The sequence below is a fragment of the Dactylosporangium sp. NPDC005572 genome (genome assembly GCF_040605515.1).
Classification (GTDB): Bacteria; Actinomycetota; Actinomycetes; order Mycobacteriales; family Micromonosporaceae; genus Dactylosporangium.
This window is the reverse complement of the sequence record NZ_JBEXCY010000002.1, coordinates 163577-185295: the sequence shown is the minus strand read 5'-3', so window position 1 is coordinate 185295 and position 21719 is coordinate 163577. Positions and strand designations below refer to the sequence as shown.

The window sequence follows — 21719 nt, the reverse complement described above, 5'->3', positions numbered from 1 at the left end:
CCGACCGCTGCCCGACCGCTGCCCGACCGCTGCCCGACCGCTGCCCGACCGCTGCCCGACCGCTGCTGCCGCCGCCCGCCACCGCCGCCCGCCTTGGTTCCGCCTGCCGCCGGGGCGCATGGTTCCGCTAGCCCCGCGGCCTTGGTTCCGCTGGCGTCATGTGCTTGGTTCAGCTGGCCGGCACGAGGTTCGGCTCGGCCATGCATGGCCAACGGGCTCTGGTCGGTTTCGCCCACCGTGGGGCGCTGCCGTCGCCTCGCGCCATGGTTTCGCTGCGCTTGCCGGCATGCGGCTCGGCTGCCACGCCTCGCTGCGAGCGTCGCCTGCCGTCGCACGGACAGGTGGGGCCGCGTTCGCGCAGGTGCTGGTTCCGCCACCGCCCGACCACCACCGCCCGACGCCGCCGCCACGCGCCGGCGACGCGCTGGCGTTCGCTTTCGGGCCGGGCTCCGGCGATTGCGTGCCTTCCGTGCTTGCTGTCGGGCTTGCCGGTGGAGTTGGCTCGAACGGCGCCATGATCGTGGGAAATCTGTGGCTGTCATGGCAGCCAATTCGTTCCCATGATCATGGGGCGTCGCCGCATCGGTGGAGCGTTGTTGGGTTGCGGCGCCGTTATGGTGCAGGGGTGGATGGGGGTGGGGCCGTGCGGGTGATGGTTGTTGATGACCATCCCATGTGGCGGGACGGGGTGGCTCGGGATCTTGCCGAAGCCGGGTATGACGTTGTGGCCGCCGTTGGGGAAGGGGCCCAGGCCGTTCGGATCGCCGGGTCCGTGCGGCCCGATGTCGTCGTGCTGGATCTGCAGTTGCCCGACCTGCCCGGTACCCAGGTTATCCAAGGGATCCTGGCCAGCTGCCCCGCCGCCCGGATTCTCATGCTCTCCGCGAGCGGGGAGCAACAGGACGTGCTCGATGCCGTCAAGGCCGGGGCCACCGGGTACCTGGTGAAGTCGGCCGTGCGCGAAGAGTTTCTCAATGCCGTCCGGCGGACCGGCGAAGGGGATCCCGTGTTCACGCCGGGGCTCGCCGGGCTCGTGCTCGGGGAGTTCCGGCGGCTGGCCAGCGTCAGCCGGGCCGAGGATCCCGAGGCGCCGCGGCTCACCGAGCGGGAGACCGAGGTGTTGCGGCTGGTGGCCAAAGGGGTCACGTACAAGGAGATCGCCGAGCGGCTCGTGCTCTCGCACCGGACCGTGCAGAACCATGTGCAGAACACGCTCGGGAAACTGCAGCTGCACAGCCGGGTCGACCTGGTGCGGTACGCCATCGAGCGGGGGCTCGACGAGTAACGGGGCTACTCCACGCCGTAGATGTCCAGCAGGTAGTGGCCGAGGACCGACTCCGTGGTCAGGTCCAGGACCAGCACCAGGAACACGTTCGGGGTCTCGCAGTTCACCAGCACGTGCTGGCGGTTGCTGCGGGGCATGTGCCATGCGTACGTGACGCTGCCCTCCGAGAAGTCATGACCCTCCAGGTCCTCCTCCGGGACCTCGTCGAAGTACGGCCAGAAGTCGAAGGGCGGCTGGTCCTCCGGGCCGATCTGGATCGGCTCCGGCTCCATCGTCGCCCGGTACTCGGCCTCGGTCAGCAACCGCATTCCGCCAAGCATGCCGTCCACCCGGGGTGGACCGGAAGAACGTACTCAGGCGAAGTTGAGTACGCGAACCGATCCTGCATCCTGTTGTACCCCGCATGCTGTGACGCATGGTGACCTATCCCTGCCCGTTCTGCGGCGCGCCGGCCGACCTCGACGCCGGGTGCTCCGGCTGTGGGCGTCCGGCGTACCCGGACGCGGCCGAGGTGCTGCGCCTCAACGCGCGGACGATCGAGTTGCACGGCGAGGTGGAGGCCGCCCGCACGCAGTTCGACGAGGCGCGGACGCGCTACGGAGCGGCGGTCCAGCGGTTCTCCGCCGCGCAGTCGCAGCGCAACCTGCTCGCCGCGCGGGTCCGCCAAGCGGTCGCCACAGCCCGCCGGCAAGACACGGCCCGTGAGCAAGTACAGCAGGAACAGCAGGAACAGCCGGCGACGCCGCAGCCGGCGATCACCGCCCAACCGGCCCGACCGGTCGCCGTACCAACTTGGCAGCAGGCGCCCAAGCCGGAGGCCGAGACGCGCACGGTACAAAACCTGCTCTTCATCCTCGGTGGACTCCTCCTCGGCAGCGCCGCCGTCGTCTTCGCGGCCGTGGCGTGGGCCAACTTCGGCGTCGTCGGGCGGGCCGCCATCCTCGCCGTCGTCACGCTCGTCACGCTCGCCGTCCCGGTCGTCGCCCTGCGGCGCGGGCTGCGGGGCACCGCCGAGACGTTCGCCGCGCTCGGCCTGCTGCTCGTGGTCCTCGACGGGTACGCCGCCTGGTACGTCAACCTCGCCGGCCTCGCCGACGTGACCCGCCCCAGCACGTTCGCCGGCCTGGTCGGCCTGGTCACCGCGGCGATCGGCGGCGGGTACGCGGCCGCGACGAAGCTGCACGCCCCGCGGATCGCCGCGGTCGTCGCGCTCCAGCCGGTGCTGCCCCTGCTCGCCTCGGGTCGCGGCTTCGGCCCGGCCGGCTGGGCAGGCGTGTTCGTCCTGCTGGCGGCGGCGAACGCCCTGCTCGCCCGGACCGTCGAGCGACTTGCCTGGGCGCTCGCCGGCTGCGCGGCGCTGATCGGGCTGCTCCCGCTGCTCTACGCGCTCGCCAGCGCCGGCGATGTTCCCGCCGCCACCCGCACGGCGGTCAGCGCGGTCCTGCTCGCCGCGCTGGTCGTGGCCACGGGCCTGCTCAACCCGGTCACCGCCCACGTGGGGACCGGCGTCGCGGCCGGGCTCGTCGCGGCGGCCGGGATGCGGCTGGTCGCCGAGGCCGCGCCGGGGCAGCGGTACATCGGATTCGCCCTGGTCGCCGCGGTGATCGCCGGCATCGCGCAGGCGCTGCCCGAACGGGTGCGCCGGGGTGGATGGATCGGCGCGCTGGCCGTCGCCACGTTGACCGCGGTGCCGTACGCGGGCGCGGCCGTCGGCGGCGCCGCGAGCGCGATCGACGCGGCCCTGCCGGCCTGGCGGGCGCACGCGGGAGCGCTCGACGCCGTGTACGACTGGCAGACCCCGGCGGCGATCGTCGTGCTCGGCGCGGCCTTCGCGTGGCTGGTCCGGCACCGCGCGGCCGGGTACGCCACCGTCGTCACCGCGGCGCTCGCCGCCCCGGCCGCCTGGGAAACGCCGCTCCCGGCGGTCCTGGTCGTGGACGCCGCGCTGCTGGTCGCCCTGGCCGTGGTCGCGCTCCGGCGGGACCGCGCCGCCGCCGTCGCGTTGCCGTTCGTGGCGCTGCACCTGCTGCTCACGGGCCTCGTCACCGCCCCGGCGACGCTCGCGTCCGCGCTGGTCGTCGCCGCGGTGTCCGCGGTGGTCGCGGCCCGCGGTAAGGACCGGCCACTGAGCCTCCCGGCCACCGTCGCGGCGAGCGCTCTCCTGCCCGTCGCCGCTGCCGCCGCCTGCTCCAGCCTCTCCGGTACCGCACGTGCCGCCGGCGTCCCGCTCCCGCTCGTGGCGGCGTTCGCCGGCCTGCTCCTGGCCACGGCCGCGGCGGTCCTGCTGCGCGACCGCCTGGCAACCGGCGCGGGAGCGCTCGCCGTGTCGGTGACGGTGGCCGGCCTGACGATCGCCGCTGTGGCCGTGTCGGCGACGGACGGCGGCCGCACCCCGTTCGGCGTCCTCGCGGCCGCCGCGCTGCTCTGCCTGTGGCCGGTGGCGACGGCAGGTAAGGGCCTCACACCCGGCCAGGCCGGGGACGGTCGGGCAGCGTCCGAGCCCGGCCAAGCCAAGGGCGGTCAGGCTCCCGGGTCCACGCCGGGCCAGGCCGGGGACGGTCAGGCGCCGGGGTCCGCGCCGGGCCTGGCCGGGGCCGGCTGGACGCCCGGGGCGGTGCCGGGCCGGGGATCGGCGCCGGGCCTGGCCACGGGCGGCTGGGTGCCGGGGGCCGTCGTGGCCGGGCTGGCGGCGCTGGCCGCGGTGGCGCCGGCGGTGCTGGTGGTGGTCTTCCGGCCGTACCAGTGGCTGGCCGCGATCTGGCGCGGCGCCCCCGACGGGGTCGGGCTCGGCACGGGGTCCGGCACCGCGCTCGAGTCGTTCGTCCCGGCGCTGCGGGCCGGGCCGGCGGCGGCCGGGCTGGTGCTGCTGGCGGCGTCGGCGCTGCTGGCCGCGTGGCGGTTCCGGCTGCCGATGCGGTCGGCGACGGTACTGCCGCTGACCCTCGCCGCCGTGCTCGCCTGCGTCGCCTTCGAGGTGCCGTGGCCGGCAGTACCCGCGGTGACCCTGGCCGGCGGGCTGGTCACCGGCGTGCTGGCGGCGCTGCGGCCGCTGAAGGTCAACGCCGGCGCCGTCACCTGCTGGTTCACGGCCGGGGCGGGCCTGGCCGGCTGCCTGGCGACCGAGGCCGCGACCCTGGCCGCGCTGGGCGCGATCGTGGCGGCCGCCGCCGTCGCGGGCGTCGCCGGCCGGCACTCCGGGGCACGCGTCGCCGGTTGGTTGACGGCGGCGGTGGCCGCGGGCTGGCTGGCGTTCGCCGCCGGCCGGGCCGCGGACCTGCCGCTGCGCTGGACCGCGTACTGCGTCCTCGGCGCCGCCGCCGTCCTGCTGGTGGTGGCCCGCGTGGTGGCGCGCCTCCTCCCGCCGGCCGTTTCCGCGGGCGCTCCGGCGCCGGCTGCGGCCACTTCAGCCGCCGTTCCCACGCCCTCGACGCCCACGCCTTCCACCCCCGCACCCTCGACAACCACGCCCTCCACGCCCACGCCCTCCACGCCCGCGCCCTCCACCCCCGCGACCGCGGGCGTTCCGGCGGTGCCCCACGGGAAGGGAGCGCGGCGGGGGACGGAGGCCCTGATCGTCGAGGCGGTGGCGCATGCTGCGGCGCTCGTTGCGGTGCTGCTGGCCGTCGGGCATCTCGGGGCCATGGCCGGGGTTGCCGGGCTCTGGGGGGTCGCGCTCGGGCTGCGGGCCCTCAGCGGCGCGCCGCGCGGGTGGTTCGCGGGAGCGGCGGTCGGGGCGGAGCTGATCGCGTACTGGCTGGTGCTGGCGGCCAACGGCGTCGACGTGACCGAGGCGTACACGGTGCCGGCCGGGGTTCTCGCCGTCGTCGTCGGGTGGGTGGTCAGCTCGCGCAACGCCACGGTGACCAGCTGGGTGGCGTTCGCGCCGGGGCTGCTCGCCGGGTTCGCGCCCAGCCTGGCGCTCGTCTTCGTGGGCGGCGAGGAGCCGCTGCGGCGGCTGGTTGTCGGCGCCGTCGCGCTGGGCGTCGTCGTGGGCGGCGCGGTGTGGCGGCTGCAGGCCCCGTTCGTGGTCGGTGGCGGTGTGCTCGGGCTCCTCGCCGTGCACGAGGTCGCGCTCTACTGGGACCTGCTGCCCCGCTGGGCGCCGCTCGCCGTGGCCGGTCTGGTGCTGGTCACGCTGGCCACGACGTACGAGCGGCGGCGCCGCGACCTCAACCGGCTCAGGACCGCGGTCGGGCGGATGCGCTGAGCGGCCCCAGCGGCCCCTACGGAGCGACGATCGTCGACGTGCGGCGGGCGTGGTCGGCGGCGGCCAGGACGCGCACCACCTCGGCCCCGAAGGCGGCGTCACACAGGTGCGGGGTGCCCGTCGCCGCGGCCTCCATCAGGGCCGTGGTGGCGGCACCGAACGCGCCGAGGGCGGTCGTGTCCCAGGTCGGGAGGGTGGTCGCGCCGTGCTCCCCGAAGTACGAGAAACCGAAGGAAAGCGCATCGGGCGCGGCGTCCAGCGTCAGCGAGAGGGTGCTCGCGGCCCCGCCCTCGTGCCGGAGCAGCAGGTGGACGGTGTCGCGCGGGCCCTCGGCTGCGGACAGGTCGGCGACCGGGCCGAGCAGGGGCAGGATCACGGAGAGGGCGTGCGGGCCGAGGTCCCACAGGCCGCCGTGCTCCTTACGCCAGGCCGAACCGGCGTAGGGGTTGCCCGGCTGGAAGATCGAGGCGTACATGGTGCCGTGGGCGGCGTACCAGCCGCCGAGGGCCGCGTTCTCCCGCAGGAACGCGTCGACCGCCGGCACGAACCGGTTGGTGAAGAACACGACGGAGGCCACCCCGGCCTCGTCCGCCGCCGCCACGACCGCGTCGGCGGCCTCGGTGGTGAGCGCAAGGGGCTTGTCGAGCAGCAGGTGGCGGCCGGCGCGGGCGGCCCGCACGGCGATCCCGGCCTGCACGTCCGGCGGCAGCGCGATGGCGACGGCGTCCACGTCGGCGAGGAGCGCGTCGACGTCGGCGTAGGCGGTCGCCTCGTACTCGGCGGCGATCTCCGCGGCCTTCTGCGGGTCGCGCCCCCAGATGCCGACCAGCTCGGCCGTGGGGTGCGCGGCCAGCGCCGCCGCCTGTGTCGCCCGTGCCCAGTGTCCCGTGCCCAGCACTCCGAATCGCACGGCCACATTCAACACGAGCCCGCGAGCTGCCCCGCGCCCGGCCCGTGCCGGAGGGGTGGGAGGAGGAGGCGGGCAACGCAGACGGGAACACGCGGAACGGGAACGCGCGGAACGGCGCGGGCCGAAGGTGGGGTCAGGTGGGTTCGTGCGGGCCGTGGCGGTCGATCCACGCGTCGATCTTGGCCCACCACTCGTAGAGCCAGTCCACGCGCTCCTGCTGGCCGGTCGGCACCTCGGACGGCTCGACCGACCACCAGCGCATCGTGATCGTCAGGTCCAGGGGCAGGTGGCGCCACACGTCGGCCACGGTCAGGAGCTTGTCCAGGCCCGTGTGTGCCACCCAGATCACCCCCGCCTCCGGCGCGGCGTCCAGGGCGGCGAGGGTGCCGCCCGGGCGGGGGGCCAGGACGTGGCGCATCCGCTCGGCCCGCTCGGCCATCGCGTGCAGGCCCAGCTCGTGCAGGCGCTGGATGGCCCGCTCCCGGCGGTTCGGGGTGAAGTTGCCGCCCTCCGGGAAGAGGACCAGGACGTCGTTGTGGTCCAGGCCGGTGGCCAGCTGGGCGATCATCGACTCGGCGCCCTCTGCGACGGTGATGAAGTGGTTCGGCAGGCGGTTCAGCATGACGTCGATGACCGGGTCCCACTGGAGGGTCGCCTTGAGCACGATCCGCGGCTCCCGGTCGAACCAGTTCACCAGCGCGTGGACCAGCAGGAACGAGTCGCCGGGGCCGGCGTGGCGGCAGAACACGAGCTCCGGCTGGCCGGGCGCGGCGACGTCCGGGTCGGTGCCGACCACGGCCACCTTCACGCCGAGGGCCCAGCGCGCCTGGCCGTACAGAATCCGCAGGAAACGCCCGGTGAGCACGTAGTGGGCGCGCTGGAAGCGCGGGCCGCGGAGCCGCCAGCCGAAGCCGCTCGCCACCCACAGGGCGAAGAGCACGACGAGGGCGACGAGCTCCAGGAACAGGTAGACGGCGACCATCCAGGACACCCGCAGGGCGCGCAGCCGGCCGGAGCCGAGCGGGCCCAGGGCGCCCGCCAGCAGGAGCCACACCGGCATCGTGACGAGGGCGGCGCTGATCAGGACCAGCGCGACCGGCGCGAGGACGATGCGGCGGAACCAGCGGGGCGGCACTACCCCATCGCCTCCAGGTAGGCGCTGCTGGCCTGGTAGGCGCGCTCGATGCGGGCGCGGGCGGCGGCCAGGTTGCGGTAGGACAGCGGGGAGTCGTCGCGGGGCGAGCCGCCGCCGGTCGGCAGCACGTGCACGGTCACCTCCGGCGGCGCCTCGCGCAGTTCCCGCGCGAAGCGGTGCCGCCGGGCCACCTCGAACGCGACCTGCGCAACCTCCCACGGCCGGCGGGGCGGGCGCAAGGGCCGTTCGACCCGGCCGACCTGCATGACGAAGACCGTGCGGGCGCCGAGCTCGACGGCGCGGCCCACGGGCACCGAGTTGACGATGCCGCCGTCGATGAAGTGTTCTTCTCCCAGGGGTACCGGTGGAAGGAGCCCCGGCACCGCCGACGACGCGAGGACCGCCTCGACCAGGGGGCCGCTGGAGAACCAGTGCTCCGCGGCGCGTTCGATGCTCGCGGCGCAGCACTGGAACGGTACCGGCAGGTCGGCGAAGGTCGTGTCCCCGCCCAGCTCACGCTCCAGCAGCCGGCGCAGCGGGGCGGGTGAGTGCAGGTGGGTGCGCCGGGCGAAGCGGCCGAGCTGGCGGGGCAGCGAGTCGCCGTAGATGGTGCGGGCCTCCTCCGACGCCCACAGGTCGACCAGCCGGTCGGCGACCTTCTCGGTCGGCTCGGCGGCGACGGCGGCGCCGTTGAACGCCCCGATCGAGGTGCCCACCACCAGGTCGGGCCGGATGCCGGCGTGCAGCACGGCCCGGGCCATGCCGACCTCGTAGGCGCCGAGCACACCTCCGCCGCCGAAGACGAAACCGATCGGCGGGGCGAGTGGTTCAGGCACGGACGCGGGGCCTCTTCCTGGAGCGCTGGGCCGGCGGTGTGCTGTAACCGTAGCTCGGCTGGGGCTGGTCCTCGGGCCGCCGGCCGCCGCCGCCCGGCGGTGGGCCGCCGCCGGGTGGGCCGCCGCCCGGCGGAGGGTTCCCCGAGCGGGCCGGCGGCCGGTCGGCGTCCTTCGGCGCGTCGACGATGCCCCCGGTGAGGCCGGGCAGCTGCTCCTCGGGGCGCTGCTCGGCGACGCGCGTGTCGCAGTCGGTCTCGTTGAGGGCGAAGCCCTCGGGCGGGATGGCCTGGCCGCCGTACCCGTCGACGCCGAAGGTGACCGCCTTGCCCGGGGGCAGCGCCTCCTCGCCGGTGACCCGCATGCCGCCGATCTCCGCGCGGTACCGCAGCACCCCGTCCATCCGTTCGATGGTCTGCCCGCCGGGCAGGCGGAACACCAGCACCCACGGGTCGAGCGGGCGGTTGCCGGTGTTGGCCACGCTCACCCGCGACTCGAACGCGCGGTCCGCGCTGCCGAGCGTGGCCGGGCGGATGTAGAAGTCGACCTGGCAGGCGGGCCGTGCGACCCAGGGCCGCCAGATGACCACGCCGGTGGTCGCGCCCGTGACCACGACGGCGGCGATGACGGCCGCCCAGGTGCGGCGCCGCCGGCGGCGGGCCAGGCGGGCGCGCCGGGTGGTCATGTCGGCCCGCTCGCGGACCGGCGCCGCCGCCACCACCGCCGGCAGCTGGGCCGGCGGGGGGATCGGCGGGACGTGCACCTCCTGCGTGGAGGAGCCGTCCTCGCCGGGCAGCACGACGTGGATGCCGGTCGCCGCGGCGAGGATCCGGGCCACCTCGATCGCCGGCGGCCGGGCCTCGGGGTCCTTGGCCAGGCAGCGGCCGACCAGGCCGGGGATCTCCTCGGGCAGGCCGGGGATGCCGGGCAGCGGGTGCGGCGGCTCGTAGACGTGGTTGGCGATCATCTGGGTCGGGGTGTCCGCGTGCCAGGGCAGCCGGTCGGTGAGGCAGCGGTACACGAGCAGCCCGACGGTGTAGACGTCGGTGGCCGGCACGACGCCCCCGCCGAGCAGGCGCTCCGGGGCGAGGTAGGCCGGGGTGCCGAAGACCCGGCCCTCGTACTCGTCGTCGGGGTCGAGCGAGCCGGTGAGCCCGGCCACACCGAAGTCGAGGATCTTGGCGCCGGCCGAGGTGAGCATCACATTGCTCGGCTTGATGTCGCGGTGCACGACGCCGCGCTCGTGCGCGGCGGCCAGCCCGGCGGCGACCTGCGCGCAGATCTGCGTGGCGCGGCGCCAGGACATGGGGCCGGAGCGCAGCCGGTCGGAGAGCAGCTCGCCGGCGAGGAGCTCCATCACGACGTACGGGCGGCGGCCGTTGCGCCCGTCGGCGAGGTCACCGGCCTCGCCGTAGTCGTGGACGGCGGTGATGTTGGGGTGCTGGAGGCGGGCGACGACCTGGGCCTCGGCGCGGATGCGCTCGCGGTTGCCCGGCTTGGTGGCGAGCTCGCCGGCGAGCAGCTTGACGGCGACGTCACGGTCGAGGACGAGGTCACGCGCCCGCCACACCACCGCCATGCCGCCGGTGCCCACAGGGGCGATGAGCCGGTACCTGTTCCCGAGAACTTCGTCGGCTTGGCCGCTCACCCAGTTGCCCCTGATCGACTCCGGTCGCTGTTCGTGAGCAACCGTACCGGGCGGAGGGCCTGCTGGCGAGCCCCAAAATGTGACCGACCCCGGCAAATGACTCACCGGGGTCGTCGGCTTTCAGACGTATCAGATGGTGAGCAGGTTACCCTCCGGCACCACGATCTGGGGGCGGCCGTGCTCGAGGACGTGGGCGGCCTGCCGGGCGGCGAAGCCGGGCGCCTCGGCGATCGCGGTGCGGTACGCGCCGGCGGTGTCGGCGGCGATCGTGCTCCAGCCGTACTTCTCGCTGACCATGGCCCGGGCCTGCTTGGCGACCCGGCGGGCGAACGGCTCGTCGTCGAGCAGCGTGCCGACCGAGGCGGCGAGCGCGTCGGGGTTCTTGGCCGGGAACGTGACGCCGGTCTCCCCGGGCTCGACGATCTCGGCGAGGCCGCCGGTCGCGGCGACGGCGAGCGGCGCCCCGGCCGAGGCGCCCTCCAGGGCGACCATGCCGAACGGCTCGTAGATGCTCGGCACGACGAGCGCGTCGGTGGCGGCCATGAGCGCGGGCAGCTCGCCCTCGCCCATGAAGCCGGCGAAGCTCACCGCCCGCTGCAGGCGCAGGCGGCGCACGTCCTCCTGCAGCTCGGCGCGGTGCGGGCCGTCGCCGGCGATCACGACCCGCAGGCCGTTGTGCCGGGCGCGCAGCTCGGGCAGCGCGGCGATGAGGTCCTGCACGCCCTTCTCGTAGACGAGCCGGCCGGCGTACCCCAGCAGCGGCCCGTCGCCGGCGAACCGCGCCCGGGCGGCGTTCACGGCCCGCGACGGCGCCTTCCAGACGCTCGCGTCGACGCCGTTGGCGACGACCGACACCCGCGCCGGCGCGAGGTCGAGCAGCCGGGTGACCTCCCACCGCATGTACTCGGAGCACACCACGACGCGACACGCCTCGTGACCGAGCCACCACTCGACCGAGTGGATGCACTTGTTCATCTCGCCCGGCAGCCAGCCCTGGTGCCGGCCGGCCTCGGTGGCGTGGATCGTGGCCACGAGCGGCAGGTCGAGGCACTCCTTGAGGGTGACCGCGGTGTGCGTGACGAGCCAGTCGTGGGCGTGGACGACGTCGTACTCACCGCCGGCGGCCGCTCGCAGCGCGGCCCTGGTCAGCGTGTGGTTGAACGCCATCGTCCAGGCCAGCAGCGTGCTCGTCGCCAGCGGGAACAGCGGCGGGTCCTCGGCGGCCCGCACGATGCGGACGCCCTCCGAGTACTCCTCCAACGGGGCGCCGGGCGCGTGCCGGGTCACCACCGTCACCTCGTGGCCCGCCGTCACCAGGGACGTGGCGAGCGCGTGCACGTGCCGCCCGAGGCCGCCGACGACTACCGGTGGGTACTCCCACGACAGCATCAGGATTCTCAATGGTCGAGTACGCAGTCCGCTGGTGTCGTTCACGTGGCCGCCCCCACAGAAAGATCAGTTGATCAAAAAACGCCCGCCCTATACCCACGCGCGCCAACGGTTACACACGCAAAACGGGTTGGCGTGTGACCTGGTGGGTGGGCTTGAGACTCATCCTGCCGGGCGAGGGTTACCGGGGAGGCAAATCTCATTTCTAGGGTGTAACGGTCAACCGACGTTTCGGCGGACCCGCAGGGTCTCGGCGACGGACCAGGCCTGGAACGGACACCCGGTGGCCCGGTGCGGCGCCGCCCCGTCCGCCGTCTCGCTGACCGAACCTACACCCCACTCCCACAGATGCGCCTCGATCCCCTGGAGGATGTCCGCGTTCGTGCCCGATCGTGCGTCGGCGTACGGGCCGATCATCCAGGGCCAGACGGTGCCCTGGTGGTAGGCCGCGTCCCGCTCCGCGGGACCGCCCCGGTGGACCGCCGCGAAGGCCGGATCGGTGGCCGCCAGGCTGCGCGGCCCGAGCGGCGTGAGCAGGGCTTCCACCGCCGCCGGGAGGGGCCTGCCGCGCATCGGCCCGCGGGGCAGGCTCCAGGCGAGGAGCTGGTTCGGGCGTACCGACGGGTCGTCGCCGGCGGGTCCGTCGACGACGTCGTAGAGGCCGGTCGGGGTCTGCATCCTCTGCTCGAAGGAGGCGTGCGCCGTCGCGCGCAGGCGGTGCTCAGCGGCGGCGTCGCGGCCCAGCCGCTCCTTGAGCGCGGCGATCGCGCCCAGCCCGTTGATCCACAGCGCGTTCACCTCGACCGGCTTGCCGGCCCGCTGGGTGATCGGCACGCCGCCGACCCGGGCGTCCATCCAGGTGAGCGCCACTCCCGGGGCGCCCTGCGTGACCAGCCCGTCGGCCGGGTCGACCCGGATGCCGTAGCGGGTGCCGGCGAGGTGGGCCGCGACCACCCCGTCGAGCGCGGGCAGCAGCTCGGCGGCGAGGTCGTCGTCGCCGGTGGCCGCGACGTGCCGCTCGATCGCGTGCAGGAACCACAGGGTCGCGTCGACGGTGTTGTGCTCGGTCTGCCCGGTGTCGGCGGTGTTGGCGAGCATCCCCTCGGACAGCGTGCCGGCGTAGGCGCGCAGCAGCTCGCGGCCCTCGTCCCACCAGCCGGTGGCGAGGAACAGCCCGGCGTAGGCGGTCATCGTGTCGCGCGACCAGGCGCCGAACCACGGGTAGCCGGCCACGACGTCCGGTGCGCCCTGCGGGCCGGCGACCACGAAGGCGTCGGCGGCGAGGACGAGCGCGCGGTCGGCGGCGTCGGACGCGTCGTGGGTGAGGGCGCGGTTGCGGGCCCGGGCGCGGGCGACGATCGCGGCGGCGCCGCGCGGGGTGGAGTCACCGTGGAACGCCTCCACCTCCAGGGTCTCCCCGGGCGACAGCTCGGCGGTGAAGCTGCCGGCGCACCACAGGTCCTCCTCGGCCGGCAGGCCGCGCTCCTCCTCCGCCCGGGCGCGGGCACCGCGGTACCACTGGCCGATGGATTGCCAGCCGGGGCCCTCCAGGCGGAAAGCCCGCTCGACCTCCACCCCGCCGGCGGTGGGCTCGACGCGCGGCGCCGGGCCGGCCGCCGTCCGCTCGCCGTGCACGTCACGCCAGGTGACCAGGGCCTTGAGGGTGAGCCGTACCGGGCCGGGCGCGCTGACGAGGCGGTGCACGACCCCGACGTGGGCGCGACCGTGGACCATGGCCAGCTCGCGCTCGACCACGACCGGCCCGATCCGCCAGCGCCACCGGGGCAGCCCGTCGACGAGCTCGAAGCGCTCGAGCAGGGTGTGGCCCTCGGGGCTCACCACGCCGCCGGTCCACTCGTGGATGGCGAGCTCGACGGCGGCGCCGGACGGCAGAGTGAGCACCGGGTCGAGTGCCGCCAGGCCGAGGTGGCGGCGGGCGGGCTGCCCGGGTTCGGCGGCGACGAGGAGGCCGTGGTACCGCCTGGTGCGCAGGCCGGGCACCGTGCCCATGGCGTACCCACCGGCACCGTCGGGGACGAGCCACTCACGCGTCGCTCCGATGGACAAATCACCGCAAACCTGCGGACCAAACACCACCATGCGCACAATCTTGGTGGCTGGGGGTGGCGAGTGGCGAGCGGTTCGCCACAAGATTGTTGATCAAGGGATGATCTGGGGTAGGAACAAACACCCCGGAAAGGGTCGAACGAACGGCCTCAACTTGGCCGAAACATGGGCGACGGAGAATGGTTACGTGATCGAGGACGATGGGAACGCCGAACGCCGGAGGCTGGCGGAAGCCGACAGCGGGGAGCGCCCATGGCGGGCCTGGGGGCCCTACGTGTCCGAGCGCGCCTGGGGCACGGTCCGCGAGGACTACAGCCCGCACGGCAACGCCTGGGACTACTTCCCGCACGATCAGGCGCGCTCCCGCGTGTACCGCTGGAACGAGGACGGCATGGCCGGCATCTGCGACGACCGGCAGACGTTCTGCTTCGGCCTCGCGCTGTGGAACGGCAAGGACGCGATCCTCAAGGAGCGGATGTTCGGCCTCGGCGGCGACCTCGGCAACCACGGCGAGGACGTCAAGGAGTACTGGTGGTACCTGGACTCCACGCCGACGCACTCCTGGATGAAGTGGCGCTACCACTACCCCCAGCAGGCCTTCCCCTACGACGAGCTGGTCGCCGAGAACTGCCGCCGCGGGCGGGACGAGCCCGAGTACGAGCTGGCCGACACCGGGATCTTCGACGAGGACCGCTACTGGGCGGTCGAGGTCGACTACGCCAAGGCCGGCCCGACCGACGTGTGCATCCGGATCACCGCGACGAACATGGGCCCGGAGCCGGCGACCCTGCACATCCTGCCGACGCTGTGGTTCCGCAACACGTGGGCCTGGGGCCTGCCCGGCCGCGACTACATGCCGGAGATCCGGGCGAAGGACAGCGGGCTGCTCGGCGAGCACCGGCTGCTCGGCCGGCTCGCGCTGACCGGCGACGGGTCGCCCCGGGCTCTGTTCTGCAACAACGAGACGAACGGGCCGCGGATCTGGGGCAAGCCCGGCCGGGAGTACCCCAAGGACGGCATCGGCGACCACGTCATCCACGGCAAGGACAGCGTCAACCCCGACGGCGTCGGCACCAAGGGCGCCCTGCACTACCTGGTCTCCGTCCCGGCCGGCGGCACGCACGAGATCCGGCTGCGGCTCAACCTCAACGCGCCCGGCGCCAAGGACCTGGCCCCGGCCGACCTCAAGGCCGACTTCGAGTCGACGATGAGCCGCCGCCGGGCCGAGGCCGACGAGTACTTCGACGACCTGGTGCCCGCGTCGGCGAGCGCCGAGGAGAAGATGATCGTCCGGCAGTCGGTCGCCGGGCTCATGTGGGGCAAGCAGTTCTTCCACTTCGACGTGGCCCGCTGGCTCAAGGGCGACCCGGTGTCGGAGTCGCCGCCGGACAGCCGCCGGTACGGGCGAAACTCGCACTGGTGGCACATGAACAGCTGCGACGTGCTGTCCATGCCCGACCCGTGGGAGTACCCGTGGTACGCGGCCTGGGACCTGGCGTTCCACTGCGTCGCGATCGCCCGCGTCGACCCGGGCTTCGCCAAGGAGCAGCTGCTGCTGCTCCTGCGCGAGTGGTACATGCACCCCAACGGGCAGATCCCCGCCTACGAGTGGGCGTTCGGCGACGTGAACCCGCCGGTGCACGCCTGGGCGGCGCTGCGCGTGTTCGTGCTCGACGGCTCCCGCGACTTCGACTTCCTGGCCCGCACGCTGCACAAGCTGCTGCTGAACTTCACCTGGTGGGTGAACCGCAAGGACGCCGAGGGCAACAACGTCTTCGAGGGCGGCTTCCTCGGGCTGGACAACGTGGGCCCGTTCGACCGCTCGGCGGCGCTGCCGGTCGGCGGCCGGCTGGAGCAGTCCGACGGCACCGCGTGGATGGCGATGTACGCGCTGAACCTGCTCGACATGTCGCTGACCCTCGCGGTACACGACCGGGTCTATGAGGACATCGCCGCGAAGTTCCTGGAGCACTTCGCCTACATCGCCGACGCCGCCTACGAGTTCGGGCTGTGGGACGAGGAGGAGGCGTTCTTCTACGACGTGCTGCGCACCGCCGAGGGTGACCGGATCCCGCTCAAGGTCCGCTCGGTCGTCGGCCTGCTCCCGCTGACCGCGACCACCATCATCAGCTCGTCGACGCTGCGCCGCCTGCCCGACGTCGCCGCCCGGCTGCGCTGGTTCCTCACCAACAAGCCGGAGTACGGCGACGTGGTCGGGGCCAAGAAGAGCCGCGGCGGCCAGCAGCTGCGACTGTTGTCGATGGTCGGCCCGGACCAGCTGATCCGCATCCTCCAGCGGATGCTGCACGAGGACGAGTTCCTGTCCCCGTACGGCCTGCGCACGCTCTCCCGCGCCCACAAGGAGGAGCCGTTCACGGTCCACCTGGGCGACCACGCGTACACCGTCGGCTACGAGCCGGGCGAGTCCACGAGCGGTCTCTTCGGCGGCAACTCGAACTGGCGGGGCCCGATCTGGTTCCCGGTGAACTACATCCTCATCGAGGCGCTCCGCCGGTTCGCCGAGTTCTTCGGCGACGATCTGCAGGTGGAGTACCCCGCGGGCAGCGGGACGATGGCCACCCTGGCCGCGGTGGCCGACGACCTGTCGCTCCGCCTGGTCAAGCTGTTCACCGACGACCGCGACGGCCGCCGCCCGGTCTTCGGCGACGTGGACCTGTTCCAGCGCGACCCGGCCTGGCACGACCTGCTGCTGTTCTACGAGTACTTCCACGGCGACACCGGGGCCGGCCTGGGCGCGGCGCACCAGACGGGCTGGACGGCGCTGGTGCTCGACCTGATCCTGACCCTGCGGACTCCCCCGCCGTCAACGTTCCGGGGCTAGCCTGTGGCGCACGGCCCACAGCGCGGCCTCGGTACGCGAGGTGGCGCCGGTCTTGCGCAGCAGGTTCGACACGTGCACGGCCACCGTACGGATGGAGATGCCGAGCGAGCTGGCGACCTGCTGGTTGCTCATGCCGGCGGCGAGGCAGCCGAGCACCTCGACCTCCCGGGCCGTCAGCTCGCCCGGCACCGGCGTCTCGGTCAGGGCCGCGAACGCGGCCCGCTCGTTGGCGTCCGTCTCGATCGGCAGGCGCGAGCGGACCAGGGCCTCGGCCCGGGCGGGGTCGCCTTCCCGGAGGGCCAGCTCCACACCGAGCCGGACCGTACGCCCGGCGCAGAACTCCAGCCCCGCCCGCTTGAGCTGGGCGACGGCCTCGTCGCACCGCCGCCGTCCGGTCGTGGCGTCGAGGCGGGGCAGGGAGACGGCGAGCAGCTCGTATATCGCCCGTCCGAGGGTCACGGGGTCGCGGTCGCGCTCGGCGAGCTGGCGGGCGGCCCTCAGCAGGGCGGCGCCGCGCTCGTGGACTCCGCGCCTGGCCAGCGCGGCTCCGAGCGTGACTGACGCGGGCGCGATGCCGACTCCGGCTCGTTCCGCGGCGGTGAGGGCGGCCTCGGCGAGTGGGAGGGCCTGGCCGGCGCCTTCGGTGTCGAGGGCGAGCTCGGCCTCTGCGGCGAGCTGTCGCGCTACTGAGGCTGGGGAGCGGCCTACGGCGGCGGCTCGGTCGAGCGCTCGCCGCTGGCCGTCGTGGTCTCCGAGCGCTCGCCGCGCGGCGGCCAGCAACCGATGGGCGTCGGCGGCTTCGTCGCTGTCACCGCCCGCGCGGTCGGTCGGTCGACCGACCGAGGCGGCTGACTGTGCCGCGTGTTCGGTCGGTCGACCGACCGAATGTTCGGTGCCCTCGGTCGGGCGACCGACCGAATGTTCGGTGCCGTTAGTCGGGCGACCGACCGAAAGCTCACCGCGTCCGTCAAGCTCGGTCAGTCGACCGACCGAGACTGCTGACTGTGCCGCGTGTTCGGTCGGTCGACCGACCGAATGTTCGTTGCCCTCGGTCAGTCGACCGACCGAAACCTCACCGCGCGCGTCAAGCTCGGTCAGTCGACCGACCGAAACCTCGCCGCCGTCGGTCGGTCGACCGACCGACGATTCAGCGCGCCCGCCACGGTCGGTCAGTCGACCGACCGGCATTTCGTCGTGCTCGGTCGGTCGACTGACCGAGAAGCCGCCACCGTTGGTCGGTCGACTGACCGAACACACAGCACAGAGGGCAGCCTCGGTCGGTCGACCGACCGAAAGCTCGTCACGCTCGTCGCCGTCGGTCGGTCGACCGAACGAAAGCTCGCCGCGGACGTCACGCTCGGTCGGTCGATCGACCGAGCGCTCGCCGCGTCCCACACCGTCGGCCGGGCGATCGACCGAAAGCTCGCCGCGTCCCTCGCCGTTGGTCGGGCGATCGGCCGAGCGCTCGCCGCGTCCCTCGCCGTTGGTCGGGCGATCGGCCGAACACGCCGGGCACAACGTGGGGGCGGGTGGGTGGTCGGCTGCGATTCGGTGCAGCCACTCCGTGGCCAGGTCCGCCGTTGCCGTGAAGTGGGCCGCCACGAACGCTGCCTCGGCGGCGGCCCTCAGCAGCGGTCTGGCTGCCGGGCCCGGGAGGTCCAGGATCGTGCCGGCCAACGCCAGCGCGGCATCAGGGCGGCCGGCGTGGAGCAGCGTGCGTACCGCCTCCACCGAGGCGGCGCGGGCCTCCGACGCCTGGCCCAGCGCGGCGGCGTGGCGGGCTCGGGCCGGGGCGTCCCCCAGCTCCAGGGCCAGCAAGAGCGCGCGCGAGTGGACCCGGGCGCGCTCGGCGGGCAGGGCCGTGTGAGCCAGGGCCTCGCGTAACAGCGGGTAGCGGAACCGGAGCGGGCCGGCCGGGGCCGCGTCCGGGGCGATCACCAGCATGCCGAGGTCGAGGAGGCGGCGCAGGGCGGGGTCGACGTCCGTCGCGCAGACGTGGGCCAGTACGTCGCTCTCGACCGGGTCGCCCAGCAGGGCGGCGGCCCGGGCCACCGTCCCCACCAGCGCGGGCTCTCCGGTGAGGGGCTCCACCAGCAGGCCGGTCACGTGGGCCGGCAGGGAGCGCGCGGTCAGGGCGTCCGCCGTGAGCAGTTCGGTGAGCCAGAACGGGTTGCCGTCGGTGCGGTGCAGGGCGGCCCGGACCGTGTCGGGGGGTGGGGGTGCTCCGTGGTACGCCTCGATGAGCTCCGCGGTCTCGCGGGCGTCGAACGGGCGCAGGTCGAGCCTCAGGACGGACGGGGCGCCGCCCAGTTTGCGCAGCGTGCGGGCGGCCGCGGCGGCCGCTGGTGGGCGGCTGGTGACCAGCAGGAGCGCCGGTAGGGCGGTCGCGGCCAGCTCGCCCACCAGCGTGAGGCTTGCCGGGTCCAGGTCGTGCAGGTCCTCGACCACCAGGACGCCGTGGTCGCCGCCGAGCAGGGCGCGGACCACGTCGACCGCGGCGCGGAGCATCGCGGCCGGGGCCAGGCGTGGGGGTGTGCCCTCCGGGGCGCGCTGGGTCAGGTGGGCCAGCACCGCCGGATCCACGGCCGGCACGCACAGCTGGCGCCGGCCCAGGACCGACGCCAGCCAGTCGTGGGGTGCGGCTCCGAGGGTGCGTGCGGCACCCGCCAGTACCACTGAGGCATCGATCCGATCCAGGACCTCGGCCACCAGGCGGCTCTTCCCGCTGCCCGCCTCGCCGGTGATCACGACGACCCGTGGGCGGGCGGCCCGCCAGGCGCCCGTGATCTCGGCCAGCGCGGAGTCGCGGCCGACGAACGGGGCGGGGGGCATGCCCGTCACCATACGCACAACTGCGTAGAGACGCCGTGCGGTGCGATGCGGCAAGGTGTCATCCATGGCAGAGGAGGAGGGGCGCCGTCCCCTGGCGCTGGAGTGGGCCGCCCGCACCGACGTCGGGCTGGTGCGGGGCAGCAACCAGGACTCGATGTTCGCCGGTGACCGGCTCCTCGCGGTCGCCGACGGGATGGGCGGCATGGCGGCCGGGGACGTCGCCAGCCGGCTCGCGATCGAGGCGATGACGCCCCTCGACGAGGAGTTCGCCGGCAACGACATCCTCACCGCGCTGCGGACCGCCGTCTCCGATGCCAACCGGCGCATCCGCGACGAGGTCGAGGAGGACCCGGCCAAGCAGGGCATGGGTACCACGCTGACCGCGCTGCTGTTCGGCGGCGGGCGCATCGGGCTGGTCCACATCGGCGACTCCCGCGCCTACCTGCTGCGCGGGGAGGAGTTCAGCCAGATCACGCGCGACGACACCTATGTGCAGCTGCTCGTCGACGAGGGGCAGATCACGCTCGACGAGGCGGCGATGCACCCGCAGCGGTCCCTGGTCAGCCGGGTGCTCCAGGGGCTGCCGACGGATCCGGTGTACTCCGTGACGCCCGCCCGGGCCGGCGACCGCTACCTGCTGTGCAGCGACGGCCTGTCGAGCGTGCTGCGCGCGGAGACCATCGAGGAGGTCCTGCGCGAGCAGCCCGGCGCGCAGGAGTGCGTCGACCGGCTGGTCGACCTGGCGCTGCGGGGCGGCGGGCCGGACAACATCACCGCGGTCGTCGCCGACGTCGTGGGCGACGACGTGCCGGAGCGGCGCGGGCTGCGCCGCCGCCTGCAGTCGTGGCTGGGCCGCAGCGACGTCACCGGGGCGCGCCTGCCGGCGTAGCCGGCGCCGGTGGCTCCCACTCCGTCACCGCCAGCGCGCTCGACGCGGCCAGGCGGTCGGGCAGCAGCCGCGCCGCCGTGCGCACCACGGCGCCGGTGAGGCGTCCCTTCGCGCCCACCAGCCGGCCCATCTGCCAGGACCGCTCGACGATGCGCCGGACCCGGGGCTCGCGCAGCGCGGCGTACCGGCCCAGGTCGGGGGCGAGCGCGGCCAGCGTCACCGCGTCCTCCAGGGCCTGGCACGCGCCCTGCCCGAGGTTCGGGGTCATCGCGTGGGCCGCGTCGCCGACCAGCGCGACCCGGTCGCCGGACCGCATCGGCGCGACCGGGTGCAGGTCCTGCAGCGGGTGGTGCAGCAGCGCTGCGGGGTCGGTGGCGGCGAGCAGCCGCCCGATCGGGTCGTGCCAGCCCTTGAGCCGCTCGCGCAGCTCCTCCAGCTGCTCCTCGGCGGAGCCGGTGCGCAGCGGGCCGGGCGCGGCGACGTACCAGTAGACGCCGCGGCCGGTGGGCGCGGCCCCGAACCGCCAGCCGCGCGGGCCGACGGTCTCGCCGCCGCTGGTGATCGGCAGGTCGGGCACGATCGCCCGCCAGGACACCTGACCGCTGTCCCTGATGCCGACGTTCGGGAAGCAGTGCGCGCGCACCCGGCTGCGGATGCCGTCCGCGCCCACGATCAGGTCGGCGTCGAGCGCGTCGACGTCGGCCACCTCGACGCCGGTGCGGACCGTGACGCTCGGCGGCAGCGCGCCGGCCAGGATCTCGTGCAGGTCGGCGCGGTGCACGACGACGAGGCGGTGGCCGGTCAGGTCGACGCGGCTGAGGTACCGACCGTCGGCCGCCCGCATGCCGCTGCGCTCGGGCATCCGGCCGCCGGCGGACTCCACCGCGGCGCCGATGCCGAGCCGGTCGAGGGCCCGCAGCGCGTTCGGCCACAGGGACAGGCCGGCGCCGATCGCGCCCAGCTGCGGCTGGCGCTCCAGCACCGTCACGTCCCAGCCGCGCCGCCCCAGGCCGATGGCGGTCGCCAAGCCGCCGATCCCGCCGCCCACCACGATCGCGTGCATCGATCCTCCCCGGATGTGTCCACTACATCTGTAGCAACAACGCTACACCTGTAGCATCGGACCGGTGAGCGTTCGTGACGGGGATCGCAAGGTGCGGCTGGCCGACGCCGCCATCGACGTGCTGGGCAACGACGGTGTCCGGGCCCTGACCCATCGGGCCGTCGACGCGCGGGCCGGCCTGCCGCAGGGCACCTGCAGCTACCACTACCCCACCCGCAACGCCCTGCTCACGGCCGCGCTCGAACGCATCGCGGCCCTCGACCTCGCCGAGTCCGACGCCGATCCGGATCTGGCCGCGGTACTGGCGGGCTGGGTCACCGCCGGCGCCACCCGCACGCGGGCCCGGTTCATGCTCATGCTGGACCCGCAGACCCGGGCCGAGCTCGGGCCGGCCGCGGCGCGGCTGGCCGGCTCGTTCGTGGAGCGGGGCACCGCGCTGCTCGGCTCGGCCGAGCGGGCCCGGCTGCTCATCGGCCTGCTCGACGGGCTGCTGCTGGACGAGCTGACCCGCGGCACGCTGCCCGACCAGCAGCGCCGCGAGCGCATCGAGAAGGTGCTCGGACTCGTCGGTAACCTCTGAGGCTCCGCCTCGTTAGCCCTGGCGAGCGCTCCCCCTCGC

Annotated in this window: 13 protein-coding genes and 1 pseudogene; 5 read left to right on the top strand and 9 right to left on the bottom strand. The window is 74.3% G+C overall.

Annotation, left to right across the window (positions count from 1 at the left end):
• Positions 1–652 precede the first annotated feature (652 nt).
• Entirely contained in the window at positions 653–1285 is a 633-nt protein-coding gene (locus ABZS66_RS01960) for a response regulator transcription factor (protein WP_354754322.1), read from the top strand.
• 5 nt (positions 1286–1290) lie between these two features.
• Here the strand turns inward: ABZS66_RS01960 and ABZS66_RS01955 are convergent, their stop codons facing one another.
• The gene (locus ABZS66_RS01955; RefSeq protein WP_354754203.1) at positions 1291–1593 is read right to left on the bottom strand and encodes a hypothetical protein; all 303 of its coding nucleotides are present in this window, start codon (positions 1591–1593) and stop codon (positions 1291–1293) included.
• A gap of 107 nt (positions 1594–1700) precedes the next feature.
• Between ABZS66_RS01955 and ABZS66_RS01950 the strand changes: the two genes are divergently transcribed.
• The gene (locus ABZS66_RS01950) at positions 1701–5492 is read left to right on the top strand and encodes a hypothetical protein (RefSeq protein ID WP_354754202.1); all 3792 of its coding nucleotides are present in this window, start codon (positions 1701–1703) and stop codon (positions 5490–5492) included.
• A gap of 16 nt (positions 5493–5508) precedes the next feature.
• On the opposite strand, the gene ABZS66_RS01945 is transcribed toward ABZS66_RS01950, so the two are convergent.
• The 6 genes from ABZS66_RS01945 to ABZS66_RS01920 all read right to left on the bottom strand — a co-directional run bounded on the left by ABZS66_RS01945 (position 5509) and on the right by ABZS66_RS01920 (position 13513).
• Positions 5509–6402 carry a Gfo/Idh/MocA family oxidoreductase gene (locus ABZS66_RS01945; protein WP_354754200.1) on the bottom strand — a complete coding sequence of 298 codons (894 nt, stop codon included), beginning with the start codon at positions 6400–6402 and terminating at the stop codon, positions 5509–5511.
• 133 nt (positions 6403–6535) lie between these two features.
• Positions 6536–7537 (bottom strand): 1-acyl-sn-glycerol-3-phosphate acyltransferase, encoded by a 1002-nt coding sequence (locus ABZS66_RS01940; protein WP_354754198.1) that lies wholly within the window; start codon positions 7535–7537, stop codon positions 6536–6538.
• Entirely contained in the window at positions 7537–8373 is an 837-nt protein-coding gene (locus ABZS66_RS01935; RefSeq protein WP_354754196.1) for a patatin-like phospholipase family protein, read from the bottom strand. The genes ABZS66_RS01940 and ABZS66_RS01935 overlap by 1 nt, the downstream gene beginning before the upstream one ends.
• Entirely contained in the window at positions 8366–10018 is a 1653-nt protein-coding gene (locus ABZS66_RS01930; RefSeq protein ID WP_354754194.1) for a protein kinase, read from the bottom strand. Before ABZS66_RS01930 ends, ABZS66_RS01935 begins: the two co-directional genes overlap by 8 nt.
• A gap of 129 nt (positions 10019–10147) precedes the next feature.
• Positions 10148–11407, bottom strand: coding sequence for a glycosyltransferase family 4 protein (locus ABZS66_RS01925; protein WP_354754321.1), 1260 nt, complete (start codon positions 11405–11407; stop codon positions 10148–10150).
• Between the two features lie 219 nt (positions 11408–11626).
• Positions 11627–13513, bottom strand: coding sequence for an amylo-alpha-1,6-glucosidase (locus ABZS66_RS01920; RefSeq protein ID WP_354754192.1), 1887 nt, complete (start codon positions 13511–13513; stop codon positions 11627–11629).
• A 148-nt stretch (positions 13514–13661) separates the two neighbouring features.
• Here ABZS66_RS01920 and ABZS66_RS01915 point away from each other — a divergent pair, with 148 nt between their 5' ends.
• Positions 13662–16316 carry a glucosidase gene (locus tag ABZS66_RS01915; RefSeq protein ID WP_354754191.1) on the top strand — a complete coding sequence of 885 codons (2655 nt, stop codon included), beginning with the start codon at positions 13662–13664 and terminating at the stop codon, positions 16314–16316.
• Here ABZS66_RS01915 and ABZS66_RS01910 read toward each other — a convergent pair.
• A complete protein-coding gene (locus ABZS66_RS01910) occupies positions 16299–19148 on the bottom strand; it encodes a LuxR C-terminal-related transcriptional regulator (protein WP_354754189.1) in 2850 nt (949 codons plus the stop codon). The genes ABZS66_RS01915 and ABZS66_RS01910 overlap by 18 nt on opposite strands.
• A 64-nt stretch (positions 19149–19212) precedes the next feature.
• Between ABZS66_RS01910 and ABZS66_RS01905 the strand changes: the two are divergent.
• Positions 19213–19938 (top strand): annotated as a pseudogene (locus ABZS66_RS01905) (protein phosphatase 2C domain-containing protein); the annotation flags it as partial.
• A 73-nt stretch (positions 19939–20011) separates the two neighbouring features.
• Here the strand turns inward: ABZS66_RS01905 and ABZS66_RS01900 are convergent.
• Complete coding sequence (locus ABZS66_RS01900) at positions 20012–21100, bottom strand: FAD-dependent oxidoreductase (RefSeq protein ID WP_354754188.1); 1089 nt, start codon at positions 21098–21100, stop codon at positions 20012–20014.
• Between the two features lie 64 nt (positions 21101–21164).
• Here ABZS66_RS01900 and ABZS66_RS01895 point away from each other — a divergent pair, with 64 nt between their 5' ends.
• Positions 21165–21680: a TetR family transcriptional regulator gene (locus tag ABZS66_RS01895; protein WP_354754186.1), complete on the top strand. Its 516-nt coding sequence runs from the start codon at positions 21165–21167 to the stop codon at positions 21678–21680.
• The last annotated feature ends 39 nt before the right edge of the window (positions 21681–21719 follow it).